At 70.1% G+C, this 6,031-nt stretch carries 7 protein-coding genes and 1 pseudogene; 7 read left to right on the top strand and 1 reads right to left on the bottom strand.

Annotated elements, in window-relative coordinates; genetic code table 11:
- Window positions 1-3: 3 nt before the first annotated feature.
- Window positions 4-814, bottom strand: a pseudogene (locus ME121_RS27760) (IS5 family transposase).
- A 167-nt stretch (window positions 815-981) separates the two neighbouring features.
- Here ME121_RS27760 and ME121_RS27755 point away from each other — a divergent pair.
- The 7 genes from ME121_RS27755 (at window position 982) to ME121_RS27730 (ending at window position 6,010) form a co-directional block, all read left to right on the top strand.
- Window positions 982-3,099: a hypothetical protein gene (locus tag ME121_RS27755; protein WP_059409977.1), complete on the top strand. Its 2,118-nt coding sequence runs from the start codon at window positions 982-984 to the stop codon at window positions 3,097-3,099.
- A 199-nt stretch (window positions 3,100-3,298) separates the two neighbouring features.
- Complete coding sequence (locus ME121_RS27750; RefSeq protein WP_043074434.1) at window positions 3,299-3,673, top strand: hypothetical protein; 375 nt, start codon at window positions 3,299-3,301, stop codon at window positions 3,671-3,673.
- A 95-nt stretch (window positions 3,674-3,768) separates the two neighbouring features.
- Window positions 3,769-4,680, top strand: a complete 912-nt coding sequence (locus ME121_RS27745) for a hypothetical protein (RefSeq protein WP_043074435.1) — start codon at window positions 3,769-3,771, stop codon at window positions 4,678-4,680.
- 302 nt (window positions 4,681-4,982) lie between these two features.
- Window positions 4,983-5,186, top strand: coding sequence for a hypothetical protein (locus tag ME121_RS27740; RefSeq protein WP_043074436.1), 204 nt, complete (start codon window positions 4,983-4,985; stop codon window positions 5,184-5,186).
- The gene (locus ME121_RS27735; RefSeq protein WP_043074437.1) at window positions 5,179-5,415 is read left to right on the top strand and encodes a hypothetical protein; all 237 of its coding nucleotides are present in this window, start codon (window positions 5,179-5,181) and stop codon (window positions 5,413-5,415) included. Before ME121_RS27740 ends, ME121_RS27735 begins: the two co-directional genes overlap by 8 nt.
- Window positions 5,416-5,618: 203 nt before the next feature.
- The gene (locus tag ME121_RS34405; RefSeq protein ID WP_160536113.1) at window positions 5,619-5,780 is read left to right on the top strand and encodes a hypothetical protein; all 162 of its coding nucleotides are present in this window, start codon (window positions 5,619-5,621) and stop codon (window positions 5,778-5,780) included.
- A 2-nt stretch (window positions 5,781-5,782) separates the two neighbouring features.
- A complete protein-coding gene (locus ME121_RS27730; RefSeq protein WP_043074438.1) occupies window positions 5,783-6,010 on the top strand; it encodes a hypothetical protein in 228 nt (75 codons plus the stop codon).
- Window positions 6,011-6,031: the final 21 nt, after the last annotated feature.

Here is a 6,031-nt window from a genome sequence, read left to right as displayed (position 1 = left end):
CTGTTATGAACCTGCGGCGAGTTGAGCGGCCTTTTTGAGCATGAAGGCAGACGAAGGCGACGAGGTGCAGGTCTGCCAGGGTGCTTGCATAGCGTTCGTAATCTTTGACGAGCCTGCGGAAGCGTGTGGAGCAGGGAAAGGAGCGTTCGACGACCCAACGGCGTGGGAGCAGCACGAAGCCCCGCTTGGCCTCGGGCAGCTTCACGACCTCCAGTTCGATGCCGTGCGCACGGGCGGCCACGGCCGGCTTCTCGCCGGTGTAGCCCTGATCGACGAAGGCGATCTCGACGCTCGCGCCGGTGGCCGCCTGCACGGTCTTGGCCAGCCGGGCGACCTGAGCGCGATCATCGGCATCAGCGGGTGTGACATGCAGCGCCAGGAGGTGGCCGAGGGTATCCACCGCCATGTGCAGCTTCGAACCCTTCTTGCGCTTGGCTCCGTCGTAGCCGGCCCGCTCGCCGCTCTCGGGTGAGGAGCGCAAGGTCCGGCTGTCGAGCACGGCCGCGCTCGGCTCCGGCGCCCGACCGGCCGCCATGCGCAGCACCGCACGCAGATCCTCGGCCAGTTGCTCGAAACAGCCGGCCGCCAGCCAGCGCTGGGCCTGCTGATACACGGCAAACCAGGGCGGCAGGTCGTGGGGCATCAGCCGCCACGGGCAGCCGCTCCTGACCACGTAGCGCAACCCGTTGAACACCTCGCGCAACGCATGCTCACGCTGACCGGCATCCTCACGCAGCAGCGTCAGGTAGGGCGCGACCAGCGCCCACTCCTCATCGGACACGTCGGACGGATACGACTTGCGGGTCGGGCTCATCCCCGCTCATCTGAGCATCAGCCCGACGCAGGTCCATAACAGCCTCTAGGGGAAGCGGCCTAGGTAGTTCTGCGTGTCGGTGCCCGTTTGGAGATTGCTGGGTCCGGGGCTAGCCTCATGGCTCGACGCGCGGAGTGGTGCCCGCGCCTAACCCACAGCGACGGAAGATGGCGCCCCGAACCCATGTCTCCCCGAAAGCCATTCCCGCCGCGGGTGCAGGCAGCCTGCAGGGCGAGGCCGTGGCTGTGCGGGGTCCCATCGTCCCCGCGTTCCTGCTAGCCACGCGAGATGGTAGCAAGCCGCGCAACGCCAAGCACAGCCTTTTGCCGCGCGACGTGATGGAGATGCTTGAGCACATCCGGATCCTCCATCCCAAGGGCTCGGACGGATACATCGTCCTCTCCTCGAAGTGGCATGGCACCTACCGCCAATTCCCCCTGATCCGCGCGCGCGGCGATATCCCGTGTGACATCCTGAGGGACGCGCAGTTCGTCAGCATGAATAGGTTCTCCTGGAGCCGGAAGGGGGATGCCCTGTGCTCCGTCGGGCACGCCTGGTTGGAGTTCGACCCCTACGCCGAGGACAAGAACGGCAACCCCCTTCCTTACCGCGAAATGCCCTTGAAGGACCTGCAGGTCCTGCTCACAGCAGCGATCACCGCTGCCGGCGTCCCGGCTCCGAGCTACTGGACGCGGAGCGGCCGCGGGCTCCACGCGGCCTGGGCCTGCGAAGCCCTGCCGGGCGAGGCCGCCGGCAAGGTGCAGAGGGTCATGGACGCGCTCTACGGCCCGACCCTGACCGATGACGGCAGCGTCCCGGCGAGGCGGTACGACGACCCCGACCGCGACGCCCAGGAGAACCGACTCGTCGGGATGTGGATGGCGTTCCGCGACGCCGGCCTGGACCGCGGCACGCAGGATTCCAGCCGCGTGCTCCGGATCTGGGGTAGCTACAACCAGGCATCCGACTCGTACTGCGAACGGCTCTGGCCGGACTGCATCGATGACATCAAGAGGTGCCGCTTCGACGACCTCGCCGACTCGGTGCTCCCGATCACGAGCACAGAGCTGCGCAGGCGACTCGCCGAAAGGGCCCCGTGGAAGGCCCAGAACCCTCGGAGCAGGCCGCAGCGGAACGTCGGCCGCGCCCGGCAGTACGCCGGTACCGCCGGGGTGAGGGATCGGATGCTCGCCGACCTGATGCGCCTCCACGGGCACCGCGGCGGCATCGCGAAGGGGCATCGCCATTGCTGGCTGTTCCTCGTCGCGAACTGCCACGCGCATATCCATGGCGGCAACCCCGAGACCTGGGCGGCGCTGTACGCCCACATGGCTGGGCTGACGGTCCCTGACGCCTTGGACTGCCTCCAGAGCCTCGGCCGGAGGATGCGGCGGCACGAGGCCGGCGAGACGTCCGAGTACAAGGACGAAGTCTGGAACGTGTTGTTCCACCACTCCGGCGCCAAGATGGCCGATCTGCTCGGCGTCACCCAGGAGGAGGCGGATGCCGCGGGCCTGAACTTGGTCCGCCCTGGCAAGGCAAGGTCTATCCCGCCGAGGGAGCGGCAGGCAGCGAAGAGGATCCGGGACGGTGCCGTCCCCCGCGCCGACCGGGCCGACGCCAAGTTCCAGGCGGGCCGTCAGGGTCTGGCCATCCGGTCCGAGTGCGGGACGGCGGACGCGGCAATCGAGGCCATCCGGGTTGCCACGGGACGTGGCCGGACGTGGGCCATCGAGGCCATGAAGCTAGCGGCGGCTGCCCCGGCCGAGCCCCTCGCCGAACCGGTCGCCATGGAGCCCGTCGCGGTCGAGCCGGTCGAGACCGTCATCGAGCCGTCCGATGTCCGCGAATCCGAGGACCTGGGGGTTCGGTTTCCGTCACGCTTTATCGGGGGCTCCGCCCCGGGCCCTGCCCCCCTCGCGACGGCCGAGGTCGACGTTGGCCCCGCCCCCTACCCCGAGCCCAAGGTTCGGCGCATCTCGGACATCTCGGTCATGATCGAGGTCGCCCCCGACGTCGGCTACGTCGTCATCGACGACCCCAAGGACCGGTTCCACGGCCGGGTCGTCCTCAGCTTGACCGGTGAGTGGACGAGCCTCCCGGAGCACCTGGAGCCGCTCGCCGTTCCTCCGCCCCGCAAAGTCCGGCAGCCCCGCCCCGTCCGGGCCTTCACCCGGCGTCGCCCCATCGCCGATGCGCCCCGCTCCTCGGCTGCGCGGCGCCCTATGACCCCTCAGGAAATCGCCGCCTCCGCCGAGGATTACCGCCGGGCGTCCGGTCGCTGAACGCCCTTGTGGCGGGCATGGTGGTCCGCTAGAATCCCTTCACCTGCCGTCGCTGGTTGGGACGTGCACCACACGTGTGAGGCCCCTGCGGACTACCGCGGGGGCTTCCGTGTTTCTGGACCCCGCCTTCCGTCCGTCCTTTGATCCTTGCATCCCGGCATCCGATGCTGCGCGCGTTGCAACGCCGCCGGATCCCGCTATGGCCAAGCCCCGGAAGAAGTCCCGCACCCCCATCGCACAGGCCATCTACGAGGCACGCCTGGAGCGCGGCCGCGAGCGCAACAGGCGGTGGCGCGAGGCCCGCGCAGACCGGCTCGCAACCTTGGAAGCCGAGGCCGACGTCGCCGCGGTGGACGCCGCCGTGGTCGCGACGCTCGTCCGGCTGCACATCGAAGCCCGCGAGGCCACCGGCCGCCGGGATCCGGCCCTACCCCTCGTCGACGTCGTCCGCCGGGCCCGGGAGCGGCTTCAGGAGGCCGGCATGGATCCCGCCTCGGCCCGCGAGGCCGTCCGCGAGCGGCTGCGTCTCGGCGCCCCTCCGGATCCCGCCGCGGCCGTCGCCGAGGCCGCCTGAGTTGTCCCGGCCTTGTTCCCTCCGGGGGCCAGCGTAGACTCCCGCGGCGGCCGTCGAGGACCTCCTCCAGCCCCGCCATCTCCCGGAGCCGCCCCGTGTCCCTGTCCGTCCGGTTCGACGTCGCCAAGGCCGTCCGCGAGGCCCAGCAGGCGTTCGAGTCGTTCGGGCTCGACCGCTTCCCCCGCGCCGTCCAATACGCCCTGACGGGGACCGTCATCGACGGCGCGAACCGGTGGCGCCGGTCCGTGGACACGACCTTCGACCATCCCAACCGGGCAACCCGGGACGCCGTCCGGTACGTCGTCGACAAGGACCTGCTGAACAAGGTCACGACCGTCGGCGAGGCCTCGGCCGCCGTGTTCGTCCTGCCGCTGCAGTCGACATGGCTGAAGTACGCCTTCGGGGACAGCAACCAGACCCGTCTCCCCGGCGACGTCGGCGTGGAGGCTTACTTCGCCGACCAGACGCTGCTGAAGATCCCGAACCCGGGGGCCATCAGCTACACCGGCCTCGGCCGCCCCGGCGCCGGCGACAAGGTCCCCGGGCGGGACGCCAAGAACATCGCCCGCATGGCCGCCCGGGGCTACCAGCGCAACATCGGCACCCCCGGCATGACCGCCGGCTCGGCCCGGTGGGGGGTGTTCGAGGTCAGGCCGGGGGACAAGGCCCTTAGCGGCTACACGTGGCAGCCGGGCATCTGGGCTCGCCCGCCCCGGGTCGTGGCCAGCGTCGGCCGCAAGCGAACGGCCCGGGCGATCAAGGCCGGCCGCATGTCCGCCCCGACGACGGAGTTCACCCGGCGCGACGGCACCGAGGTCAGCGTCCCGAAGGTCGTGAACAACGACGTGCCGCGGCTCCTCCTCCTCAGCACCCCGAAGGCCGAGATGAAGCCGATCGCCACGCCGAGCTGGCAGCGGGCGATGCAGGAGGCCGCCGAGACGATGCCGGACCGGCTCGCCCAAGAATTCACGGACCGCCTGGAGCACATGGCCCGCAAGGGACGGTAGGGGCCCCGATTGAGGCCCCTCGTCCAGGTATTTCTGAGAAAGCCTGGACGGTACCCGAAGCATCGCCGACGTCGCTGGCATGTACATGTCCGGGGTGCACACATGTACATGTGGCATTCCGGCAACTCCGCATGCTGTTCCGACACGCCTGTAGACATCGGATGCGGACCTCTCCTAGGAGCCGTCACGTCAACTCTGAAATCGAACCGCCCGAGAGCGCTGTTCCAGGCGTGCGCGCCTGTTAGCTTCTTGGCTCGCAGCGGACGACGAGGATTCGCGGCGAACAGGATCCCGGCCCGGACATGGATCAAGCCGCCGTACTCGCACGCATCATCAGCTTCGTCTCGGCGGTTGGCTCCGTCCGTGCCTTCGCGCGCAAGGCCGGTCTGAGCGAGGTCCACGTCCGGGACGTCCTGCAGGGACGTCGTACGCCGGGCCCGAGGCTGCTGGCCTCGGTCGGGGTTGAGCGCCGGGTCACCTATGTCGTGGTCGGCGGCGATGCGTAGCTCCGCCCTCCCGCGCGACGAGTTCCTGGACCGGCTGACGACCGCCGAGCTCGTGGCGCGCCTGGAGGCGTGGAAGGCCGACCGCGACACCGTCCGGTACGCCGCATCTGCCGCGTGGGCCCGTGCCGTCGAGGACCGCATCGCCGCGATCGAGGACAGACTCGCCGCCCGGCACGAGGCCCTCGGCATCGTCCCCAAGCCTGAGCCCGCCGGAGCCTGCGCGTGGTGAGCCCGCCCGGCCTCGCCCTCCTGCTCATCGTGACCCTGCCGTGAGCGACCCTCCTATTCGCCTCGGTCGCCTTGGCCCTGTTCGCCACCCATAGCCGGGAGAGCCGCCCGTGACCGTGCCCGAGGTCATCGCTGTCTGGACCGTCGCGTCCGTCCCGATCGGCGTCGCCATTGGCAAGGCGATCGCCTGGAGCAAGCGCAGCGATGGCTGAGCTCGCCCTCGACTTCGTCATCTGGGGCGCCGCCCTGGTGCTCGTCCTCGCCGTCGTCCTCGTGGGCGCGCTGGCCGCCGCAGAGCGTCCCCGGCCCCGTCGGGACGGCATCGCCGACATCCTCCGTGAAACCGCCAAGAGAAGGAAGCGCTGACCATGCCGATCTTCGACGAGAGCCTCGCCGAGAGCCGCTGGCGCCAGGAGCTGGCCGAGATGGAGGAGACCGTCCGGAAGGTGAGGGACGAGCCGCCTGCCGGCATCCCCGCGGCGCTCCTCGCCTTGGACCTCGCCACCTTCGTCAAGCGCAGGGACCAGCTCCGCCGGAAGCTTGGCCTGCCGCCGGCGGAGACGGACCGGCAGCCGAAGCGGAAGCGGGCGCGCTAGGGGCCTCAATCGGGGCCCCTC

It is taken from the genome of Methylobacterium sp. ME121 (assembly GCF_000974725.1).
GTDB lineage: Bacteria > Pseudomonadota > Alphaproteobacteria > Rhizobiales > Beijerinckiaceae > Methylobacterium > Methylobacterium radiotolerans.
This window is presented reverse-complemented; position numbering and strand designations above follow the sequence as displayed.